Genomic DNA, 22494 nt, shown 5'->3' on the forward strand with positions numbered 1-22494 from the left:
AAAACCATACGCTTTGCGTATGGAACAGAAAAGCTTAAGCGGTGAGCAGAACAAAACATCCTCCTATAATGAACAAGGCTGACAACCAAAATTCAACATATAGGAGGATAAGTCATGGCAAGTAAATCCAATGACGATTCAAGTCTATCACACACAAGATGGAACTGTAAGTACCACATAGTCTTTATCCCTAAGTATAGGAGAAAAGCAATTTATGGAAAATTGCGAGTTGATATAGGAGGGATACTAAGACAATTATGTCACTACAAGAATGTAGAGATAATAGAGGCATATGCAATGAAAGAGCATATCCATATGCTGTTAAGGATACCTCCGAAACTGGCCGTTTCAAGTTTTATGGGGTATTTAAAAGGTAAGTCATCGCTAATGATATTTGAAAGACATGCAAATTTGAAATATAAGTATGGGAATCGAAATTTTTGGGCGAAAGGCTATTATGTAAGTACAGTAGGTTTAAATACAAAAATTGTAGAGGAATATATCCGAAATCAGGAAAAGGAAGATATGATTCAGGATAATTTATCGAAGAAAGAATATATGGACCCCTTTAAGGGGTAGGCAACAGAGTTATTGAACGGTTGTCAGAATTCACATGCCCCTTGAGGGGCATGTGAAGTACTAGGCCCTTATAGGGTGGCCTAAAAACCGCCCGTTTTACGGGCGGATTGTTATTTGGGGGGAGGCTAATGTGCCTCGTCCCAGTTTTTACCCACACCCACATCTACAATCAGTGGCACCACAAGTTGAGCAGCTTGTTCCATCGTGGTTTTGATGATCGTGCGAAAGTGTTCGATTTTATCTGAGCGTACTTCAAAGACCAATTCATCGTGTACTTGCATGATCATTTTAATGTCAGGTTGTTCTGCGATTTCACGATCTAAAGTAATCATCGCTCGTTTAATGATATCTGCTGCTGTCCCTTGCATTGGCGCGTTGATAGCAACCCGTTCAGCTGCTTTGCGACGAATGGCATTGGAAGATTGGATATCAGGTAAATATAAGCGTCGGTCAAACAAAGTTGTTACATAACCTTGTGCTTTGGCTGTTTCGCGAATGTCATGCATAAAGGCTTGTACACCGGGGTAACGTTGGAAATACAAGTCCATGTATTTTTGTGCTTCATGACGTGGAATGCCTAATTGACGAGAAAGTCCAAATGAACTCATGCCATAAATTAAACCAAAGTTAATGGCTTTGGCGCTACGACGTTGTTCACTGCTAACTTGCGCTAATGGAATGCCAAAGATCTCTGCCGCTGTTGAACGGTGAATATCTTTTCCTTCATTAAATGCGTTAATTAGCCCTTTATCTTGCGATAAGTGAGCCATGATTCGCAGTTCAATTTGGGAATAGTCCGCGGCCATAATTTGATAGCCTTCAGGTGCAATAAAGGCTTGACGAATGCGACGCCCTTCCTCGTTGCGAATCGGAATATTTTGTAAATTGGGATCACTCGATGAAAGACGACCTGTGGCGGTTACCGCCTGATGATAGGAAGTATGTACACGTCCCGTGTCTTTATTCACCATGAGCGGTAATTTGTCAGTATAAGTGGATTTTAATTTACTTAATCCACGATGCTCCACAAGAATTTTTGGCAAGGCATGCTCGTAGGCAAGCTCTTCTAAGACTTCTTCATTCGTTGACGGCGCGCCTTTAGGCGTTTTCTTCAAGACAGGTAAGCTCAATTTATCGAACAGGATCTCTTGCAACTGTTTGGTTGAGGCCAAATTAAATTGTTGTCCAGCCAATTCATACGCCTGTTGTTCAAGTGCGGTCAATCTTACGCCAATTTGTTGCGACTGACTAAACAGTGCATCACTATCAATGAGCACGCCATGACGTTCAATACGCGACAGCACCGAGGCTAAAGGCAGTTCCATGGTTTGATATAACTTCACTAATTCAGGCTGTGCTACTACTTTTTCCCATAAGACCTGCTGTAATTTCATGGTAATATCGGCATCTTCTGCCGCATATTCCGCCGCTTGTTCAAGTGGTATTTGATTAAAGGTGAGCTGAGCTTTGCCTTTACCCGCGATATCTTCAAAGTGAATGGTTTGGTGACCTAAATAACGTTTGGCTAATTCATCCATATTATGGCGCCCAGTACTGTCTAACACATAAGACAGTAACATGGTGTCATAGCTCACGCCTTGTACTTCAATACCGTGACGAGCAAAGATACTTAAATCGTACTTAATATTTTGTCCTACTTTATGGATTTCAGGGTTCTCTAAAACAGGTTTAAGCAAAGAAAGTGCGGTCTGAAAATCTACTTGCTGAGGTGCGCCAAGATAATCATGGCGTAATGGTAAATAAGCAGCTTCACCATTCTCTAACGCAAAAGATACCCCGACTAAATGAGCCACCATATAGTCTAAACTGTCTGTTTCAGTATCAATTGCAATACATTTGGCTTGATTAAGCTTGTCTATCCAGCGCTTCAATTCACTGAGTTCGAGAAGACATTGGTATTGGCTACGGTCAATTTGGACAGAAACGGTATTTTCTCTCTCATTTGCACTTGGAGTGGCTTGGTAAGGATTGAGCTTCACTGCCTGTTCCGAACCATTGGTGACGGAGCTTTCTCCTCCATTCATCACTTCGTTAAGCCAGCGCTTAAATTCATAACGAGCAAAATATTCAATTAACGCATCTTTATTCGCAACACCAAAAGTCAGTTGTTCTGGACTGACATCCAGTGCAACATCGGTTTTAATGGTGGCGAGTAGATAAGATAAATCAGCGAGATCTTTTGCCTCGGCTAATTTTGCTCCTAATGTTTTGGCGCCACGTAGGGATAAACTGGCGACTTTGTCTAAATTTGCATAAATCTCAGCCATGCTACCTATGCCTTGTAGCAGACCTAACGCCGTTTTTTCCCCTACGCCCGGAATTCCCGGAATATTATCTGAGCTATCGCCCATTAACGCGAGGTAATCAATGATTAATTCCGGAGGCAGACCATATTTTTCAAGTACTCCCTCGCGATCTAATAAAGTGTTGTTCATGGTGTTAATGAGCATAATATTCTCATCAACAAGCTGCGCCATGTCTTTGTCACCGGTACTAATTAAGACTTTTTTTCCGGTACGAGAGGCTTGCACCGCAAGGGTACCAATGACGTCATCGGCTTCCACACCTTCTACCACTAACAAGGGAATGCCTAAGGCCCGAATAATATTGTGCAGTGGCAGAATTTGACTGCGTAATTCCTCAGGCATTGGGGGACGATGAGATTTGTATTGTTCAAATATTTCATCACGAAAGGTTTTGCCCTTCGCATCAAAAACCACGGCAATATGGCTTGGTTGTACTTGTGAAATGAGGCTTTTTAACATATTTAATACACCGTACATTGCGCCAGTTGGCTCATTTAATGAGTTCGTTAAAGGCGGAAATGCGTGAAATGCGCGGTATAGATACGAAGAACCATCCACTAAGACTAAAGGGTTTTCTGCGATTTTTGCCATAAATTATCCGTTTATTTAATGAAAAGAGGTTGCCATTATAACGTAAAACAGCAAGAAGGCGTTCAAAAAGCATAAGCTTTTCGATTTCGTGTGGTTGATGTTGCAGTAGCGGATGTAAAAATAATCACATTGAATAAAAAATATGTGATCTTAGTCACATTCAACGCGCTGATTTATGACAATAGGAGAATGAATTTGTTACATTAATAACCTCATCGTCAGAATGGAATTTTCAAGGAGAATACAATGAAGCAATTTAAATTATCAGTTATTGCCGTGAGTTCGCTCGTTTTATTAGCGGCTTGTTCAAATCAACAAGCAGTCGAGCAAGCCAATCAAGCAAAATTACAGCAACAAGTGGCAATGGGGTTAATTTGGACGCAACAGTCGGGCGAATATGCAGCATTAGCACACCAAGCGTTTAACTCTGCCAAAATGGCATTTGACCATGCAAAAGCGAAAAAAGGTAAGAAAAAAGCCGTGGTGGTGGATTTAGATGAAACCATGATTGATAACAGTGCTTATGCGGGGTGGCAAGTACAAAGTGGACAAGGTTTTTCACCGAAAACATGGACAAAATGGGTTGACGCGAGACAATCCGCAGCGATTCCGGGCGCAGTGGAGTTCTCTAATTATGTCAATGCCAATGGCGGTACGATGTTCTTCGTTTCTAACCGTCGTGATGATGTAGAAAAAGCAGGGACAGTGGATGATATGAAACGTCTTGGTTTCACTGGGGTGAATGATAAAACCTTGTTGTTGAAAAAAGATAAATCCAACAAATCTGTACGTTTCAAACAAGTTGAAGATATGGGTTATGACATCGTGTTATTTGTGGGCGATAACTTAAACGACTTTGGTGATGCAACTTACAAAAAATCCAATGCAGAGCGCCGTGATTTCGTAGCGAAAAATAGCAAAGCCTTTGGTAAAAAATTTATCGTGTTACCAAATACCCAATATGGTGACTGGGAAGGTGGCTTAGATAAGAACTACTTCAAAGGTGACTCACAAAGTAAATTAGATGTCCGTGCTAAAGCAATTCATGCTTGGGATGGTAAATAATTTTCATTTCTTTTGAACAAAATGCGATGAATTCATTTCATCGCATTTTTTATGTTTGCTTCACAATGGACTTTCGATTTGGAGTTGCTCGTAAATTTCAGTGATTGCTAAGGTGAGATAAGAACGAATCAATTTTTCTCGACGTAAGGCTTTGACTTGATAGAGCAGTGAGTCGGGGTTTTCGTCTTTTTCCATCGGAAAATTGAGCAAGGATTTATCATTTTGACAGCTTAACTGTTGGATAAAATCAATAATAATAAGATCGGCAAAATCGTATTCTTTTTCATCGTTATTCAGCTTTTCTTTAATCTCAATAAAATGGCTGATATCGCTAAACACATGATGCTCGATAATCCCTAAACCTAATAAGACTTTTAAACGAATCGATAAATCGCAGAGCGGTCCAGAATTAGATAATAATGAGTCAACTACAGATTTGACGGCAAAATCTGTTTTACGAAAAACGCGATTAATAAGTTGATCAACCGCTTCGTCAAAAATCGCGACAGAAGCCGTAATGAAACCACGAATTGAGGTGGCTTCATTGAGTTTTTCATAAATGGGATCGACTGACTGCACTCGTTATCCTTTTCTAGACCGAATTAAGACCGCATTGGCACTTTAGTTTTTTTGCAAGGCATTATAAGCAGTTACGATTTGTTGCACAATGTTTGATTCTGTCAGTTCAGTGATTTTTTTCACCGCACTTTCGAGCGCATCTTGCTGTAAAAGTTGAGCTAATTCAACTGCTTGTGGATCACTCTCATTGCGATAGGCTAAGGCACTAGCAATGGTTTGAATTAAATGTTGATTTGGTAATCCATATTCTAAGGTGCCACGTAATGGTTTGATTAAACGATCGTTATAGCTGAGTTTTCGTAAAGGTTCTCTGCCCACACGATCAACATCATCTTGTAAATACGGATTGGCAAAACGCTTCAGGATTTTTTCAATGTAAGCCGCGTGGGCATGAGGATCAAAACCATAACGTTTAATTAATACGGCACCACTTTCTTGCATCGTGGCTTTAACGGCTTCCCTGATGTCTGGATCATCAATGCTGTCTTTGACAAATTGGTGACCTTTTAATTTGCCTAAATAGGCGGTCGTGGCGTGTCCAGTATTTAATGTAAACAGTTTACGCTCAACAAATGCCATTAAATTATCCGTTTGCTCCATACCATTAATAGCTGGAATTGTACCTTTAAATTGGGTTTTATCTACAATCCATTCACTGAACTCTTCAACTGTCACTAATAACGGGTTGGCGGGATCAAACTGTACTGGTGGCACGATGCGATCAACGGCAGAATCAACAAAGCCAATCTGTGCTTCCGCTTGTTGCTGTTCTTCAGGGGTGAGATAAGAGAACACATTGTCTTTTAAAAAGCTGGTACCTCGCACCATATTTTCACATGCAATAATATTTAATGGGCGGGTATTTCCTGCACGAAAACGTGCGCTTAAGCCTTTTGCAATAGTGCTTGAAATGATTTTTAATACATTAGGTCCCACCGCGGTGGTCACTAAATCAACTTCAGTAAAGCATGCAATAATATCCGCCTCATTTTTAGAATTGACTCCTGTGACGTTTGACACGGTTTCAATTACATTCAGGCGATCGCCAACAATTTTGACTGGATAAGCCCGTTGTGTTTTGAGTTGCTCAATAACATGATCATTGACATCGGCAAAGATGACTTGAATACCACTATCAGCTAATAATTTTCCGATAAATCCACGTCCAATATTACCCGCACCAAAATGTAATGCTTTCATCGCTTACTCCAAAAATAAGAAAAGAGTTTAAATAAACATGGGCAGATAATGATCTGCCCAAGAAGATTATGCTTTTAATAACGCTAAGACTTTTTCGACATCATCCGTTTCCGATAAAATGCGAATGGCATCCTCGTTATCTAGTGCATTGGTAATGGCAGAAACCACTTGCAGATGCTCGTTGTTTTTGGCGGCAATCCCAATCACTAATTTTGCGATACTGTCTTCTTCATCCTCATTAAATTTGACACCTTCTGGATACTGACAGACAACAACACCTGTTTTGAGTACCGCATCTTTAGCTTCGATTGTGCCATGTGGTACCGCAATACCTTCACCTAAATAAGTGGAAACCATTTTTTCACGCTCAAACATCGCATCAACATAACTTGGTAGCACAAAACCTGATTCAACTAAACGTTCACCCGCGAATCGAATGGCTTCTTCTTTATTTGCTGCTTTTAAGCCTAAGAAGACTTGTTTTTCAGTGAGTACAAATGCAGTTTGAGGCGCTTCTTGTGGCTCAAGCGTGCTGACCTTTGCTAAATCAGCCACCTTTGTATTGCTCAAATCTTGAACGAGGTTATCGTAGAAATGGGCATCTAAGAAATTGTTTAAGGAAAAATGCATAGCATTTGGCGTATGTTTTTTGGCACGTAATGTTAAGTCTTGATGCGTAATGACTAATTGCGCGTCTTCCGGTAAATCATTAATTGCACAGTTTGTCACTTCAATGGCTAATCCTGCTTCTTTGACTTTTTTACGTAACATGCTTGCGCCCATTGCACTTGATCCCATACCTGCATCACAAGCAACAAAGATTTTTTGTACACCTTGATAACGGGCTGGTGTATTGAACTGTACACCGGATTTCATCGCTTTTGATGCGGCTTGCATTTTCTCTAATAAATGCCCATTTTCTTCTTTTTGAATTTTTAAGAAGAATGAAGCGATAACGAAAGAGACCGTCGCCGCGATGGCAACAGAAGCGAGAACACCAACGATAGCGTTTTGTGGTGTCATTAATAAAACCGCAATAATCGAACCTGGTGAAGCGGGTGCCACAAGACCTGCATTAAATAATACCAATGTGAATACACCAGATACACCACCTGCAATCACGGCCAGTAAGAGACGCGGATTCATTAAAACATAAGGGAAATAAATCTCGTGGATTCCCCCAAAGAAATGGATGATCGTGGCACCGCCTGCTGTTTGTTTTGCTGTACCTTTCCCAAATATAATATAAGCAAGTAACACCCCTAAGCCCGGACCCGGGTTGGCCTCAATCAAGAAGAAAATGGATTGTCCAAATTCTTGCGATTGTTGAATACCAAGTGGGGAGAAAATTCCATGGTTAATTGCGTTGTTTAAGAAGAGGATTTTGGCTGGCTCAACAAAGATAGAGGTGAGCGGCAGTAAGTGCGCTTTTACTAAAATATCGACACCAGCAGCTAACATAGTGGACAACGCTTTCACCGCTGGACCAATTAGCCAGAAGAATAAAATAGCCAAGATCATACCAATGATACCTGAAGAGAAGTTATTGACTAACATCTCAAAGCCACTTTTAATTTTACCATCAGCCCATTTATCAAAACGTTTAATTGCCCAGCCCCCTGTCGGACCCGCGATCATGGCGCCTAAAAACATTGGGATGTCAGTACCTACAATGACCCCCGCAGTAGCAATCGCGCCGACCACCGCACCGCGCTCACCAGCAATCAATTTACCACCAGAATAACCAATTAAGAGTGGTAATAAGTAGGTGATCATCGGTCCTACTAATTTGGCTAACGTTTCATTGGGTAGCCAACCCGTTGGAATGAAAAGTGCGGTGATAAAACCCCAAGCAATAAATGCACCAATATTGGGCATCACCATGTTGGATAAGAAACGACCAAAATTTTGTACTTTGACTTTTGCATTTGCTGAAAGCATAGTTAACCTCGTCGATAAAATGACCAATTTTCAACTGTCAAAATAGCATAGCGAAACTGAAATCTAAAATTTTTCATATTAAATATGTGATGAGTATCACAATGTTTTTTTCTTTGATTTGTTTAAAAATGTGATATATATCACAAAATATATTTTGTTAATTGTAAAGTGTGATATGTATCACATTTATGTGTGGTTTGGCGTATTCAAAATGTAGAAATGTTTATGGCATTTTTTAATATTGTCGCGAGGATTAGTTAGCTATAATAAACAAGGAAACAAATGCAAAAATTTTGCTTACTTTTAATCGTACTTTTAGGCTTAAATGGCTGTGGTACTGTCGTGAAATTAATTGACCCTACGGAGTCTTATTCTTCGTATGCTGGCACAAAATATGATCTTGAAATGGCAAAGCGCTGGGGACTTCCTATTTTAGATTTGCCTTTCTCTTTTATATTGGATACCGCATTATTGCCTTATGTCTGGACTCAAGAAACCGAATAAATGACCCATGAAATTAAATAAACAGCAACAACAAGCCGTGGAATATGTCACTGGACCTTGCTTAGTGCTCGCTGGGGCGGGCTCGGGTAAAACACGGGTTATCATTAATAAAATTGCTTATCTCGTTGCCAAATGTGGCTATGTTCCGCGCCAGATTGCGGCGGTGACTTTTACGAACAAAGCTGCACGGGAAATGAAAGAGCGTGTTGCCCACTCAATTGGTAAAGAAGCCAGTCGTGGTCTAATTGTATCCACGTTTCACACTTTAGGCTTTGATATGATTAAACGTGAATATAAGCAATTAGGCTTTAAAGCGAATATGACGTTGTTTGATGAACATGATCAATATGCGCTATTAAAAGAGTTAACAGCGGACTTATTGTGTGAGGACAAGGATTTATTACGTGAATTAATTTCGGTCATTTCTCGTTGGAAAAATGATTTAGTTTTGCCACCACAGGCAAAACAGCTTGCACGTGATCACAAACAACAAATGTTTGCAGAGTGTTATGATCGTTATAACCAGCAAATTCGTGCGTACAATGCATTGGATTTTGATGATTTAATTATGTTACCGACCTTATTATTACAACAAAATGATGCGGTTCGCACGAAGTGGCAACAGAAAATCCGCTATTTATTAGTCGATGAATATCAGGATACCAATACCAGTCAGTATGAATTGATCAAATTATTAGTCGGGGAGCGCGCTTGCTTTACGGTAGTCGGAGATGATGATCAATCAATTTATTCTTGGCGTGGCGCGCAGCCACAAAATATGATGCGGTTGAAAACCGATTTTCCTCACTTAAACGTCGTGAAATTAGAACAAAATTATCGTTCAACACAACGCATTTTACATTGTGCCAATATTTTGATCGATAATAATGATCATGTGTTTGCTAAAAAACTGTTTTCAACGCTAGATCAAGGGGAAAAGCTACAAGTTATCGAAGCCAAAAATGAAGAAGAAGAAGCGGAACGTGTGGTAGGAGAATTAATCGCACACCGATTTATGCGCAAAACCAAGTATAAAGATTATGCGATTTTATATCGCGGTAATCATCAATCGCGTTTGTTGGAAAAGGTGTTAATGCAAAACCGTATTCCCTACAAAATTTCAGGGGGTACCTCCTTTTTCTCGCGTGCAGAAATTAAAGACATGATGGCGTATTTACGTTTAGTGGTAAATCAAGATGATGACGCCGCGTTTTTACGTATTGTGAATACGCCTAAGCGCGAAATTGGGACGGTGACGTTACAAAAATTAGGTGAGTTAGCCCATGAAAAACATTGTAGTTTATTTGAAGCAATTTTTGATTTTGAGTTAATTCAACAAATTACACCTAAAGCCTATAATGCGTTGCAACATTTCGGACAGTGGATCGTGCAATTAAGTGATGAGGTAATTTGCTCAGAACCTGAACGCGCGATTCGTAGCATGCTCGCACAACTTCATTACGAAGAATACTTATACGAATATGCGACCAGTCCTAAAGCAGCGGAAATGCAAAGTAAAAATGTGGCGACACTGTTTGATTGGGTCGCGGAGATGTTAAAGGGAAATGACATTGACGAACCAATGACGCTTAATCAAGTAGTGACACGTTTGACATTACGTGACATGTTGGAGCGAGGAGAAGAGGATGATGAAAGTGATCAAGTGCAATTAATGACGCTACATGCTTCCAAAGGCTTAGAATTTCCGCATGTTTTTTTAATTGGGATGGAAGAAGGGATTTTACCGCATCAGACCAGTATTGATGAGGATAATGTAGAAGAAGAACGCCGTTTAGCCTATGTAGGCATTACGCGTGCGCAACAAACATTAACCTTCTCGTTATGCAAAGAAAGACGCCAGTTTGGTGAGTTACTAAAGCCTGAGCCAAGTCGCTTTTTGGCTGAACTGCCCACTGATGATGTGCAGTGGGAGCGCGATAAACCACCTTTAACACAGGAACAAGTTCGCGAGAATACCGCCACACAATTGGCGAACTTACGTGCGATTTTGCGGGGTAAATAGTTTTTAAGTGGGTATTTTATTGAATTTGTAGAGAAATCAGTCAACTGAATAATTTTTTTGTAAAAATGATTTGACTTATTTTTAGAAAAACGTATTATACCGCCCACAAACCGATTGCGGTGAGATGGCCGAGAGGCTGAAGGCGCTCCCCTGCTAAGGGAGTATGGGGTCAAAAACTCCATCGAGGGTTCGAATCCCTCTCTCACCGCCATTTACTCAAGTATTTTACAAAGCCTACTTTGGCGGAAGTAAAATCGTGCTGCACCCGTAGCTCAGCTGGATAGAGTACTCGGCTACGAACCGAGCGGTCAGAGGTTCGAATCCTCTCGGGTGCGCCATTTTAATTAGACTCTACTGATTAAACTGGTTTAAGCAAGTAAATAAAATCAACGCATATCAATACGCACCCGTAGCTCAGCTGGATAGAGTACTCGGCTACGAACCGAGCGGTCAGAGGTTCGAATCCTCTCGGGTGCGCCATTTCATTCTCTTATCAATCTCTTCACTTTATCAAATACAAATAACTTTCCGTTCTCTTTTGAGTTTTAGGCAAAAGCGTTGAAAATCTCAAACGAATAACATCCTATTCTGTTTGTGTGCCTAAAACGACAACAGCTAATTGCATTTTTTTAGAATATCGGGTTGATCTAACAATAACGAATAATAATTTGCTAGAAAATAAGTTTGTTCGTTATCGGGAATAGGGAAAGGAATCAGATCCAAAATATCTTGGTGCATAGCAGAAACAATGGGAAAACAGACCGCACTTTGAATCTTTATCTGAAAATCTTTATGCAAGGGAGAGGCACAGTGTTGTCGTTTAATCCGACCTAACGCATTGGCTAAGTGAACCAGCAGGGTTTGTACTTGCATCGTGTTGACATCAACATGCCAGTGTTGAGCCAAATGATCTTGCGCATTAAATACAATCTCGACAATTTGCTCATCAATTAACTTTCGCACTTGTAACATTTTTAAGTGAGATTGGATATCCATGTTTCCCCCTGCGACACGTTGCTTTGCAGTCTAGCTTACTTTCTTAAAATTAAATAGTGCAGAGATCACAATTTTGTCGCAAAATAATGCCTAGCTTTGAGTTGATAATAGAAAGAGTGACGTATGTTAGATGTGAAGATTTTAGCGCAATATGCTGGGTTGATTTTTGATATGGATGGGACGGTAGTAGACACGATGCCTTGTCATGAGCGTGCATGGCTCAAAGTGGCTGACAAGGTGGGATATCCGTTATCGCCGTCTGTCATGTATGAACTCGCAGGTGCGCCTCTTCGCACTATTGCCCAGGAAATGATGCTGCGTGCGAATATGCCATTAACACAATTACAGGAAGTCATGAAATTAAAACGTCAATTTGGTCATGCTTTAATCATGGCGGAAGCTACATTGTTACCTGCTGCGCAAATTGTGAAAAGCTATCATAATCAAAAACCCATGGCGTTAGGCACTGGGTCGCATCGTGAAATCACACATAAGTTATTAAATAAATTGGAGATCGCACATTGCTTTGATGCAGTGGTTACTTCAGAGGATGTGGCGAAACATAAACCCGAACCCGATACTTTTTTGCGTTGTGCCGAATTAATTGGAGTAAATCCTCAAACTTGTCTGGTATTTGAAGATGCTGATTTAGGTGTGCAAGCAGGACTTGCAGCAGGTATGCATGTTTTTGATGTCAGAACCCATACATTAATCACAGAGTAACAACGATGTTGACAGACAAAGAAAAACGACATTTAGGTTTAGCGCACCAGCCTTATGATCCGGAATTGGCAGAGATGCGCTTACGTAATAAAGAATTATTGCATGAATATAATGTGTTAACTCGCCCTTCAGATAAACAAACAAAAGCCCGTTTGATCTTATCTATTCTTGGTAAAGCTGCGAATACACCTCACATTAATGCGCCTTTTTACTGTGATTACGGGCAATTTATTGAAGTCGGAAAAAACTTTTTTGCGAATTATCACTGTACTATCCTAGATACAGGAGGCGTGAAGATTGGCGATGATGTGTTATTTGCTCCGAATGTGAGTTTATACACCGTAGGGCATCCAATTGATCCTGAATTGCGTAAGGCAGAATGGGAACAAGCACTACCCATTGTGATTGGGAATAATGTGTGGATTGGGGGCAATGTGGTGATTTTAGGTGGCGTTACTATCGGTGACAATACTGTAATTGGGGCGGGTTCTGTGGTTACAAAAGATATTCCGGCAAATTGTGTAGCCGTGGGCAATCCATGTAAAGTACAACGAATGATTAGCCCGCAGGACCGAGAGGATTATTTACAACGTTTTAAACCAGACTGGAATGATTGATTTTTGGACATGGGATTTTTGGCAACAACATAGCTTATGGTTTATGTTTGCTAGTGCCTTTTTGAGTGCCACGCTTTTACCCGGTAATTCAGAAATCGTGTTTGTTACATTACTCGCCCCTTTGCAACTTAATCAGCAAGGGCTTTTCTCTGATGATGTACTGTGGTTATTCCATATGGCAGTATTGGGAAACAGTTTAGGTAGCATGACAACTTATTACTTAGGTTACGGTTTACCTCGTTTATCCGAAAAACAGCAACAGCATCCTCGTTTTAAGTGGGTCATGCAAAAAGTGCAACGCTACGGTGTTTGGAGTCTGCTGTTTAGTTGGCTACCGATAGTTGGTGATTTATTTTGCGCGGTTGCAGGATGGTTAAGATTGAATATACTCGGGGCATGTGTGCTTATTTTTGTTGGAAAATGGGTACGTTATCTTTTTTTACTGTTGCTGACGATGAAAGTGATGTCCTAGTAATATCTCACATGCTAAAAAAAACACCACCCAAGATGGGTGGTGAATAACCTAAGGAACCAATTTTATTAAAAACAACTGCAAGTTGCTGTATCCTAAGACTGATACGTTTAAAAAAAGTTCAAAAAAATTTACCTGCATTTTGCGAAAACTTGAAAATTTAAGGACATATTATGCCATTACTTGATAGCTTTAAAGTTGACCATACCCGTATGAAAGCGCCAGCAGTACGCATTGCGAAAACCATGACTACCCCAAAGGGCGATAACATTACTGTATTTGATTTACGTTTTTGCATACCAAATAAAGAGATTCTTTCCCCAAAAGGGATTCATACTTTAGAACATCTTTTTGCGGGTTTTATGCGCGATCATTTAAATGGGACAGAAGTAGAAATTATTGATATTTCCCCGATGGGCTGTTGTACAGGGTTTTACATGTCATTAATTGGCACACCCAATGAGCAACAGGTGGCAGACGCTTGGTTAGCCTCAATGCGAGATGTGTTATTGGTAAAAGATCAAGCGCAGATCCCAGAATTAAATGCTTTCCAGTGCGGGACTTACACCGAGCACTCATTAGCCGAAGCACAACAAATCGCACACAATGTACTTGAGCGTGGTGTGAGTGTGAATAAAAATGAAGATTTATTACTCGACGAACAATTATTATCTCTTTAAGAATTTATAAAACACAACCGTCCAGAAGGAAATCCATATGACAACAATTGGTACCCCACTTACGCCGAAAGCCACAAAAGTGATGATGCTAGGTTCAGGCGAACTCGGTAAAGAAGTGGTGATTGAGCTACAACGCCTTGGTGTTGAGGTGATTGCTGTTGATCGTTATGCTAATGCGCCAGCACAACAAGTGGCACATCGTGCTTATACGATATCTATGCTTGATGGCGAGGCTTTAAAAGCCTTAGTGGAGAAAGAAAAGCCAGATTACATCGTGCCAGAAGTGGAAGCGATTGCGACGGCAACGCTCGTGGAATTAGAGCAGGCAGGGTTTACTGTGATTCCAACGGCGAAAGCAACCCAATTAACCATGAATCGTGAAGGTATTCGTCGTTTGGCAGCAGAAGAGTTAGGGTTACCAACGTCAAACTACCAATTTGTTGATAATTTTGATGATTTCAAACGCGCAGTGGAAAAAATTGGGATCCCTTGTGTGGTTAAGCCGATTATGTCTTCTTCAGGACATGGACAAAGTATTTTGAAATCAGTCGAACAGATACCGTCCGCGTGGGAATATGCGCAACAAGGTGGGCGTGCGGGGGCAGGACGTGTCATTGTGGAAGGTTTTGTCAAATTTGATTATGAAATTACGTTATTAACAGTACGTCATGTCCATGGCACCTCTTTTCTCGCACCAATCGGTCACATTCAAATTGATGGGGATTATCGCGAATCTTGGCAACCTCAAGCCATGTCAGTGGTGGCATTAGAAAAAGCGCAGGCGATTGCAGAAAAAATTACTGGTGCGTTAGGGGGACGTGGTATTTTTGGCGTGGAAATGTTTGTTTGTGGGGATGAGGTTATTTTCAATGAGGTTTCACCACGCCCTCATGATACTGGCATGGTGACCTTAATTTCACAAGAATTGTCTGAGTTTGCGTTACACGCACGAGCTATTTTAGGTTTGCCAATTCCGGACATTACACTTATTAGCCCGTCAGCGTCCAAAGCGATTGTGGTTGAGGGGAAATCCACGCAAGTCGTATTTGGTCAATTGGCTGAGGTGCTTGCTGAACCGCATACGAATCTTCGTTTATTTGGTAAGGGCGAAGTAGATGGTCACCGTCGTATGGGCGTGATTTTAGCACGTGATATTTCTGTTGAGAAAGCATTAGAAAAAGCACGCCGTGCTTATGATAAGCTTGAGATTACGCTGTAAAGGTTCTGTGATAGCAATGACCGCGCTGTTAAGTGCGGTCGTTTTTGTCTTTATTTTTGAGTTAAATAATCTAACACCACTTGATGATGGTTTGAGGTTTTGAATTGGCGGAAAACCTGCTCAACGTTACCTTGTTCGTCAATTAAAAAACTGATGCGATGAATACCGTCATAGGTTTTGCCTAAAAATTTCTTTTCTCCCCATACACCAAATTGTTCTGCCACCTGATGATCCTCATCTGCTAACAGATGAAAATTAAGGGCTTTTTTTTCACTAAATTTACTTAATTTTTCTGGGCTATCAGGACTAATACCTAAAATCACCACACCATGCTTTTCTAATTCAGTTTTGCTATCTCTTAATCCGCAAGCTTGAGTATTACAGCCCGGTGTGAGGGCTTTAGGATAAAAATAAACAAGGACTTTTTTGCCAGCAAATTGATTTAGACTGATGTTTTCTTTGCATTGATTAAGCAAACTAAATTGTGGCGCACTTTCGCCGATGGATAAGGTTTTCATGAAAATCCTCTGTTGAAAAATAAGTTTATCGAAAAAATTGAAAAAATTACTTGCAAATCCAAGCTATTTTAGCGATCTTAAATCGAAATTTACAAGCAAACTCAACATCAATATAGTGAATTCATTCTAAAAATGACAGCTATTTATAATTAATAAATATTTTCAGGAGGCTGTATGTCAGCAAACAATTATCTCTTCTCGGGCAGTATCGTTGCTATCGTGACCCCAATGGACAGTTCTGGCGAAATTGATTTTGTCAGATTGAAAAGTTTAGTTGAACATCATATCGCAGCGGGTACGGATGCGATTGTCTCAGTAGGCACAACTGGTGAAGCTGCAACATTAAGCATTGATGAGAATGTTAAAACCATTTTAAAAACGGTCGAGTTTGCTGATGGACGTATTCCTGTGATTGCGGGAGCCGGTGCTAATGCCACTAGCGAAGCTATTGTAATGACTAAACTCTTAAATGACAGTGGTGTAGCAGGCTGTCTTTCTGTGGTGCCTTATTATAATAAGCCAACCCAAGAAGGTATGTATCAGCATTTTAAAGCCATTGCAGAATGTACAGATTTGCCACAAATTTTATATAACGTGCCAAGTCGTACTGGAAGCGATTTGTTGCCAGAAACAGTAGCCCGTTTGGCGAAAATCAACAATATTGTTGCTATTAAAGAAGCAACCGGTGATCTTAGTCGTGTCGCCAAAATTAAAGAATTGGCGGGAGAGGATTTCATTTTCTTAAGTGGTGATGATGCAACAGGGTTAGAGTCCATTAAATTAGGGGGGCAAGGTGTAATTTCTGTGACCAATAACGTGGCGACCGCGGACATGGCAAAAATGTGTCATCTTGCACTAAATGGACAATTTGAGGAAGCTGAACAAATTAATCAGCGCTTGATGGCATTACATAAAAATTTATTTGTCGAATCCAATCCAATTCCTGTGAAATGGGCAGCTTACCGTTTAGGTTTGATTGATACACCGACTTTACGCTTACCGTTGACAACGCTGAGTGAACATTTACAACCTAAAGTCGAAGACGCATTAAAAATCGCGGGTTTGTTGTAATAAGATACACTGAGGTTGTACAACAATAAGTCGAGTAAACTTTTGTTTCGCTTTATTGTCAAAGTGCGGTAGCGTTGAAAAAAATTTATTATTAAGGAAAATAGTTATGAAAAAGTGGTTATTCCCTTTTGCTTTCGTTGCAACCTTGGCAGGTTGCTCAGTGAGCAATGAAAGTAAACAGCAAGCCAATGATACTTATCAAAAATCAGATGCGGCCTTACCGCTGTTCGCCCCTTTGAACACCGCTGGCGTGAGCTTGCCAAAGCAGGATACCACTTATCAACTTCCTCAAGTGAAAGTGAAAAAAGCGGATCAGGTGGATATTCGCCCCCCAGAAACGCCTTTAGCGATTATTCAAAATTCTATTGCACAGTTTGATGGTGAACGGGCATTAATTGCTTATCCGATTGATAAAAGAGAGGTTTATAACCTGCAACAAGTCGCACGTTTATTAAAAGAGCAGGGGATTGGTTATCAGTTAACGAATGAGAAAATTGTGACAGATTGGGCTCCAACGGGACGTGCGGATGAGATTGGGGATACGCAAGTACGTTATGAAATTGAGCAGGTGAGTTCTAGCAATTATAGTGCACTGTTTGTCTCCATTTTACAGATGAAACGTAATGAGGTGGTATTTAGTCCACATTTAGCGGATAAACAACGTTATAGTTCTGATCGCTTGAACCAACTTGTTGGTGAATTAGATGCGTCTTATCGTAAACAAGTCCGTGATTTGAATAACAGCGGATTGATGCCAATTCAGTCTGTATTCGGTACGGACAGTAATGGGCGTACTGCTCTCGTGTTAGGCGCACCCTTTAATCATGCGTGGACAAAACTAGGACAAGTTTTACCGCAGCTTGAATTTGATATTAAAGATGAAATTATTGGTCGTGGGGTAAGGGAGTTAAAATACCGTCCAGCTGGAGCAAAAAGTTGGTGGTGGCCATTTGGTCGTGCTGAAGGCAGTAGCGGACTGAAAACAGGTACCTATTTTATGCAGTTAAGCGCCTTAGGGAAGCAAAGTGCGGTGGTGATGACCGATGATGATGGCAATGCGTTATCTGGGGAGCAGGCTCAGGCGCTTTATCAAGCATTACAAAATCTCTTAGCGAAATAATACAGTCAAGATGACTAAACTCAGTATCCAGCGAGATAACTTGATTTGTTTGAGTTATGTCGCATTAATGGGATTCGGCTTTCCCATTATGCGTTATATGAGTATTCATTTTGATACATTAAATAATAACGCTGTTCGCTTTCTCTCAGGGGGCAGCGTTTTTATTTTAGCCTGTTTTTTTTATTATCGCGCTGAGTTAACGCGTGTTTTTCATCAGCCGAAGTTACTTTTATCATTTTTACTTCTAGCCTGTTTTATGACCGCGAATATGTATTTTTTTATCAATGGAATGAAATATACATCAGCTTTGTCTGGCAGTATTTTTGGGGTGCTGGCGATGCCCCTTTCGATTTTCATGGCAGCTATCATTTATCAAGATGAAAGAAAAAAAGTCATGCAGATCCCTTTTGCCGTGGGGAGCAGTATTTTGATTTTGGGTTCGCTGTTGTTTGTGCTTTATGGTCAACACAGCGCATCAGACAGCAATTTCTTGTTAGGTTCGCTTTTTTTAACGCTGGCTATTTTCATCCAATCTATTCAAAATTTAGTGGTGAAGCAGGTCGCGAGAGGAACCAATGTGGTCGTGTTGAGTGCATTCACGGCATTTTTGTCTGGCATGATATACTTGGTTTGGGCGTTGAAAAGTGAGATCATTTTTCGTTTAGCTGAAGTGAGTATTGGCGCACTCGTTGAACTAAGTCTGGCGGGCGTATATGGCATGATGACAGGCATGTTATTGGCTTTTTTTATTGTGAAAACGCAAGGGATTGTGAGATTTAATGTGATTCAATTATTAGTGCCCATTTCCACAGCATTAGTTGGCTATGTTACGTTAGGCGAAGTGATGAACATTTACCAAGGGATGGGCGCACTATGTGTGCTTTTAGGCTGTATTTTATGTTTAAGAATCCGTACTTGACATCGCCTTTTCTATTATGCTTTAGTGCAATTTGTTTCTTCTGCTGCTCGCTTGATTAGGCTACAATGCCAAACCAACCCTTTATTTCACTGATTAAGTTTCATCTGTTCAAGCCGGTTAACCGTATTTATTTGAAGGAAAGCAAATGAAAATTCAACATATCATTCATGAAAACCAATTAGGATTATTGTTTCAACAAGGCTCATTCGGGTTAGAAAAAGAAAGTCAGCGCGTGACTGCCGATGGTGCAATTGTAACGACTCCTCATCCTGCGGTGTTTGGTAATCGCCGTTATCATCCTTATATTCAAACAGATTTTGCTGAGAGCCAACTTGAGCTGATTACCCCGCCAACTAAAAAGTTAGAAGATACGTTTCGTTGGTTGTCTGCTATTCATGAAGTGGTACAACGTTCGCTACCCGAAGAAGAATATATTTTCCCATTGAGTATGCCTGCGGGATTGCCAGCAGAAGAGCAAATTCGTGTGGCACAATTAGATAACCCAGAAGACGTGGCTTATCGTGAATATTTAGTGAAAATATATGGTAAAAATAAGCAGATGGTCAGCGGGATTCACTATAACTTTCAGCTTTCCCCCGACTTGATCACACGTTTATTCCGCTTGCAGAATGAGTATCAAAGTGCGGTCGATTTTCAGAATGATTTATATCTGAAAATGGCAAAAAACTTCTTACGTTATCAATGGATTTTGTTGTATCTATTAGCGGCAACACCAACGGTTGAATCTGCTTATTTTAAAGATGGTTCCCCGTTAGCGAAAGGGCAATTCGTGCGTAGTTTACGTTCAAGTCAATATGGTTATGTGAATGATCCCGAAATTAACGTTTCTTTTGATAGTGTCGAAAAGTATGTTGAAAGCTTAGAACATTGGGTATCAACGGGGAAATTGATTGCAGAAAAAGAATTTTATTCTAATGTGCGTTTGCGTGGTGCAAAGAAAGCGCGCGAATTTTTGACAACGGGTATTCAATATCTGGAGTTCCGTTTATTTGACTTAAATCCGTTTGAAATTTACGGGATTAGCCTAAAAGATGCGAAGTTTATCCACGTGTTCGCCTTATTCATGATTTGGATGGATCATACTGCTGATCAAGAAGAAGTGGAATTAGGTAAAGCGCGTTTGGCAGAAGTGGCTTTTGAGCATCCATTAGAAAAAACCGCTTATGCCGTCGAAGGCGAATTGGTGCTCTTAGAATTATTGTCGATGCTAGAGCAAATTGGCGCAGAGCCGGAATTATTTGAGATTGTGAAAGAGAAGTTAACTCAATTCACGGATCCAAGCAAAACAGTGGCAGGACGTTTAGTACGCGCGATTGAGCAAGCTGGGAGCGATCAACAATTAGGTGCCCAGCTCGCACAGCAATATAAAGCCCAAGCCTTCGAACGTTTTTATGCCTTATCTGCATTCGATAACATGGAGCTTTCTACCCAAGCGTTGTTATTTGATGTGATCCAGAAAGGGATTCATACTGAGATTTTGGATGAAAATGATCAATTCTTGTGCTTAAAACATGGTGATCATATTGAGTATGTGAAAAACGGCAATATGACCTCACACGACAGTTATATTTCACCGCTAATTATGGAAAATAAAGTGGTGACCAAAAAAGTATTGCAAAAAGCGGGCTTTAATGTGCCACAAAGTGTGGAGTTTACTTCTCTTGAGAAAGCGGTAGCAAGTTATGCACTTTTTGAAAACCGTGCGGTAGTGATTAAACCCAAATCCACGAACTATGGCTTGGGTATCACCATTTTCCAACAAGGCGTGCAAAACCGTGAGGATTTTGCTAAGGCGCTAGAAATTGCTTTCCGTGAAGATAAAGAAGTAATGGTGGAAGATTATTTAGTCGGAACAGAATACCGCTTCTTTGTATTAGGTGATGAAACATTGGCCGTATTACTGCGTGTACCAGCCAATGTCGTGGGAGACGGTGTGCATTCTGTGGCAGAACTTGTTGCCATGAAAAATGATCATCCGCTACGAGGTGATGGTAGCCGTACGCCATTGAAAAAAATTGCTTTAGGCGAAATTGAGCAGTTACAGCTCAAGGAGCAAGGCTTAACCATTGATAGCATTCCCGCTAAAGATCAGCTTGTACAACTACGAGCCAATTCCAATATTAGTACAGGTGGTGATTCCATTGATATGACGGATGAAATGCACGAGAGTTATAAACAACTGGCTGTCGGTATCACGAAAGCGATGGGCGCGGCGGTGTGTGGTGTGGATTTAATTATCCCTGACTTGAAGCAACCGGCTACGCCAAACTTAAGTTCTTGGGGCGTGATTGAAGCGAATTTTAATCCGATGATGATGATGCATATTTTCCCTTATGCGGGTAAATCTCGTCGTTTAACTCAGCATGTGATTAAGATGCTCTTTCCTGAACTGGAGTAAGTGCATAAGTCATTATAAAGGCGAACCCTCAGTTCGCCTTTATTATATTTACGGCAATTGACGAAGAGCACTCAAGATGCCGTGACAGTAAGGCTTATCTAGGCACTTGCCATACCGCTCAATCGCATGCTTATCTGCATTAGCTACCAAATAGCCATTCCCAGCCACAGCAAACATAGTAAAATCATTGGCACTGTCACCAAATGCTAAAACCTGCTGTTTGTCGAGTTTCAGTTCTTCCATTAAAAAGAGTACTGCTTGATCTTTACCACAGCATTTTGGAATAAAGTCCACATCATAACTGTTTTCAGGATCACCCGCAGCAGGATTTGCTTTCGTGATGAGTACTCTCAGTTGTGCTTGTTCGGCGAGTGAGCGTATCCAAGCAATGTCTTTTTCCATCTCATCTCTGATCAAATAATAAAAACTGGTTTTATAGGGACCTTGATAATCTTCAGGCTGTCTATCTAATCTGATACCTTGAGCAAGAATTTGTTCAACGATCTGATCAACTTTTTGTTGCTGATAACCAGAAGTAGCAATACGTTGTTGCCAAGTTGTCGATGGCACTAATTCCCCTTGCGTTATCCAATAAAACTCGGTTCCTAAACTACAACATAAAAAGTGTGGACTTTGTGAAATGGTACGCTTTGCTTTGCGTAACGCGGAGGTCTTATTCGTGCCTGTTATCCAACCTAACAGGATGCCTTTTTTCTCCCCTTCTTCTAAAAGGAAATGCTCTAATTCGGTAATCCCGCTTGTCACTTGATTGTCGGGGTGATAAGGAATATAGGTTTCATCCATATCACAACAAACCAAATACTGTACTTCAGTCGGTTGTGGAAAGGTTGCCGGTAGTTTGTCTTTTGCCAATGTCATCATGCCTCCTAAGATCACGTGCTGATCATAAACAATTTCGCTTATCATAACT

Annotated in this window: 20 protein-coding genes and 3 tRNA genes; 16 read left to right on the forward strand and 7 right to left on the reverse strand. The window is 40.6% G+C overall.

The genetic code is table 11. The features are described 5' to 3' along the window. Nucleotides 1-114: 114 nt before the first annotated feature. Entirely contained in the window at nt 115-579 is a 465-nt protein-coding gene (gene tnpA, locus CKV69_RS00450) for an IS200/IS605 family transposase (protein WP_014325726.1), read from the forward strand. 125 nt (nt 580-704) lie between these two features. On the opposite strand, the gene polA is transcribed toward tnpA, so the two are convergent. Then, nucleotides 705-3497, reverse strand: a complete 2793-nt coding sequence (polA, locus tag CKV69_RS00455; RefSeq protein WP_014325727.1) for a DNA polymerase I — start codon at nt 3495-3497, stop codon at nt 705-707. A 246-nt stretch (nt 3498-3743) separates the two neighbouring features. On the opposite strand from polA, the gene CKV69_RS00460 reads away from it, so the two are divergent. Further along, nucleotides 3744-4562, forward strand: a complete 819-nt coding sequence (locus CKV69_RS00460; RefSeq protein WP_005717385.1) for a 5'-nucleotidase, lipoprotein e(P4) family — start codon at nt 3744-3746, stop codon at nt 4560-4562. A 60-nt stretch (nt 4563-4622) separates the two neighbouring features. On the opposite strand, the gene CKV69_RS00465 is transcribed toward CKV69_RS00460, so the two are convergent. The 3 genes from CKV69_RS00465 to CKV69_RS00475 form a co-directional block, all read right to left on the reverse strand. Further along, the gene (locus tag CKV69_RS00465) at nt 4623-5141 is read right to left on the reverse strand and encodes an MltR family transcriptional regulator (RefSeq protein ID WP_005723216.1); all 519 of its coding nucleotides are present in this window, start codon (nt 5139-5141) and stop codon (nt 4623-4625) included. 42 nt (nt 5142-5183) lie between these two features. After that, a complete protein-coding gene (locus CKV69_RS00470; protein ID WP_014325728.1) occupies nt 5184-6341 on the reverse strand; it encodes a mannitol-1-phosphate 5-dehydrogenase in 1158 nt (385 codons plus the stop codon). Nucleotides 6342-6407: 66 nt separating this feature from the next. After that, nucleotides 6408-8282, reverse strand: coding sequence for a PTS mannitol transporter subunit IICBA (locus CKV69_RS00475; protein WP_014325729.1), 1875 nt, complete (start codon nt 8280-8282; stop codon nt 6408-6410). 282 nt (nt 8283-8564) lie between these two features. Here CKV69_RS00475 and CKV69_RS00480 point away from each other — a divergent pair, with 282 nt between their 5' ends. From CKV69_RS00480 to CKV69_RS00500, 5 genes are all read left to right on the forward strand, one after another. Next, a complete protein-coding gene (locus CKV69_RS00480; RefSeq protein WP_005717374.1) occupies nt 8565-8786 on the forward strand; it encodes a YceK/YidQ family lipoprotein in 222 nt (73 codons plus the stop codon). Nucleotides 8787-8793: 7 nt separating this feature from the next. Further along, on the forward strand, nt 8794-10809 hold the full coding sequence (gene rep / locus CKV69_RS00485) for a DNA helicase Rep (protein ID WP_025248420.1): 2016 nt from the start codon (nt 8794-8796) through the stop codon (nt 10807-10809). Between the two features lie 118 nt (nt 10810-10927). Further along, nucleotides 10928-11020 (forward strand) — tRNA-Ser (locus CKV69_RS00490). A 50-nt stretch (nt 11021-11070) separates the two neighbouring features. After that, nucleotides 11071-11147 (forward strand) — tRNA-Arg (locus CKV69_RS00495). Nucleotides 11148-11212: 65 nt separating this feature from the next. Then, nucleotides 11213-11289: transfer RNA gene (locus CKV69_RS00500), tRNA-Arg, on the forward strand. Nucleotides 11290-11424: 135 nt separating this feature from the next. Here the strand turns inward: CKV69_RS00500 and CKV69_RS00505 are convergent. Next, the gene (locus CKV69_RS00505; protein ID WP_005717372.1) at nt 11425-11805 is read right to left on the reverse strand and encodes a PRD domain-containing protein; all 381 of its coding nucleotides are present in this window, start codon (nt 11803-11805) and stop codon (nt 11425-11427) included. A 123-nt stretch (nt 11806-11928) separates the two neighbouring features. Between CKV69_RS00505 and CKV69_RS00510 the strand changes: the two genes are divergently transcribed. The 5 genes from CKV69_RS00510 (at nt 11929) to purT (ending at nt 15516) form a co-directional block, all read left to right on the forward strand. Further along, nucleotides 11929-12528 carry a beta-phosphoglucomutase family hydrolase gene (locus CKV69_RS00510; protein ID WP_014325731.1) on the forward strand — a complete coding sequence of 200 codons (600 nt, stop codon included), beginning with the start codon at nt 11929-11931 and terminating at the stop codon, nt 12526-12528. A 5-nt stretch (nt 12529-12533) separates the two neighbouring features. Further along, nucleotides 12534-13145: a sugar O-acetyltransferase gene (locus tag CKV69_RS00515; protein ID WP_005754552.1), complete on the forward strand. Its 612-nt coding sequence runs from the start codon at nt 12534-12536 to the stop codon at nt 13143-13145. Next, a complete protein-coding gene (locus CKV69_RS00520; protein WP_005723202.1) occupies nt 13138-13617 on the forward strand; it encodes a YqaA family protein in 480 nt (159 codons plus the stop codon). Before CKV69_RS00515 ends, CKV69_RS00520 begins: the two co-directional genes overlap by 8 nt. 173 nt (nt 13618-13790) lie before the next feature. Then, nucleotides 13791-14297: an S-ribosylhomocysteine lyase gene (luxS, locus tag CKV69_RS00525; RefSeq protein ID WP_025248422.1), complete on the forward strand. Its 507-nt coding sequence runs from the start codon at nt 13791-13793 to the stop codon at nt 14295-14297. A 37-nt stretch (nt 14298-14334) separates the two neighbouring features. Further along, a complete protein-coding gene (purT, locus tag CKV69_RS00530) occupies nt 14335-15516 on the forward strand; it encodes a formate-dependent phosphoribosylglycinamide formyltransferase (protein ID WP_014325732.1) in 1182 nt (393 codons plus the stop codon). 50 nt (nt 15517-15566) lie between these two features. Here purT and bcp read toward each other — a convergent pair whose 3' ends face one another. Next, complete coding sequence (bcp, locus tag CKV69_RS00535; protein WP_005751784.1) at nt 15567-16034, reverse strand: thioredoxin-dependent thiol peroxidase; 468 nt, start codon at nt 16032-16034, stop codon at nt 15567-15569. A gap of 174 nt (nt 16035-16208) precedes the next feature. Between bcp and dapA the strand changes: the two genes are divergently transcribed. The 4 genes from dapA to gshAB all read left to right on the forward strand — a co-directional run bounded on the left by dapA (nt 16209) and on the right by gshAB (nt 21563). Beyond that, complete coding sequence (gene dapA, locus CKV69_RS00540; RefSeq protein ID WP_014325733.1) at nt 16209-17105, forward strand: 4-hydroxy-tetrahydrodipicolinate synthase; 897 nt, start codon at nt 16209-16211, stop codon at nt 17103-17105. Between the two features lie 106 nt (nt 17106-17211). Beyond that, the gene (bamC, locus tag CKV69_RS00545) at nt 17212-18225 is read left to right on the forward strand and encodes an outer membrane protein assembly factor BamC (protein WP_014325734.1); all 1014 of its coding nucleotides are present in this window, start codon (nt 17212-17214) and stop codon (nt 18223-18225) included. Nucleotides 18226-18235: 10 nt separating this feature from the next. Then, nucleotides 18236-19144: a DMT family transporter gene (locus CKV69_RS00550; RefSeq protein ID WP_014325735.1), complete on the forward strand. Its 909-nt coding sequence runs from the start codon at nt 18236-18238 to the stop codon at nt 19142-19144. Nucleotides 19145-19289: 145 nt separating this feature from the next. Then, nucleotides 19290-21563, forward strand: coding sequence for a bifunctional glutamate--cysteine ligase/glutathione synthetase (gshAB, locus tag CKV69_RS00555; protein WP_014325736.1), 2274 nt, complete (start codon nt 19290-19292; stop codon nt 21561-21563). A gap of 48 nt (nt 21564-21611) precedes the next feature. Here the strand turns inward: gshAB and CKV69_RS00560 are convergent, their stop codons facing one another. After that, nucleotides 21612-22442 (reverse strand): HAD-IIB family hydrolase, encoded by an 831-nt coding sequence (locus CKV69_RS00560; protein WP_014325737.1) that lies wholly within the window; start codon nt 22440-22442, stop codon nt 21612-21614. Nucleotides 22443-22494 lie beyond the last annotated feature (52 nt).

This window comes from Pasteurella multocida (assembly GCF_900187275.1).
GTDB classification, from domain to species: domain Bacteria; phylum Pseudomonadota; class Gammaproteobacteria; order Enterobacterales; family Pasteurellaceae; genus Pasteurella; species Pasteurella multocida.